A 269-nucleotide genomic window follows, 5' to 3' on the forward strand; every position below is an offset into this window, starting at 1 on the left:
CTGAATTACAGTTTTACCAGACTTTAATTCATGTGTATATGGTACGTGGTGGAAGAATAATAGTAATTCATCAGGACAAGTTTCCACATTTTCATACATATCTCGATTTTCCGGGAAATATTGGCCAGTGTATCCTGTGCCTGTTGCCATCGTACGGTCTACACCAATTCCTTTCCAGTCTGCAAAATGATACGTACCCCATCTATCATACTCATATCCGTCTACATTTGGCCCATAGTGGTGGTTAGGATTAACCATCCAGCCAACAC

Annotated in this window: 1 pseudogene; it reads right to left on the minus strand. The window is 40.9% G+C overall.

The window, feature by feature from the left end:
• Positions 1-269, minus strand: a pseudogene (locus AOA61_RS30615) (alpha-glucuronidase); the annotation flags it as partial.

It is taken from the genome of Pseudomonas sp. 2995-1, from assembly GCF_002742505.1.
GTDB lineage: Bacteria > Pseudomonadota > Gammaproteobacteria > Pseudomonadales > Pseudomonadaceae > Aquipseudomonas > Aquipseudomonas sivasensis.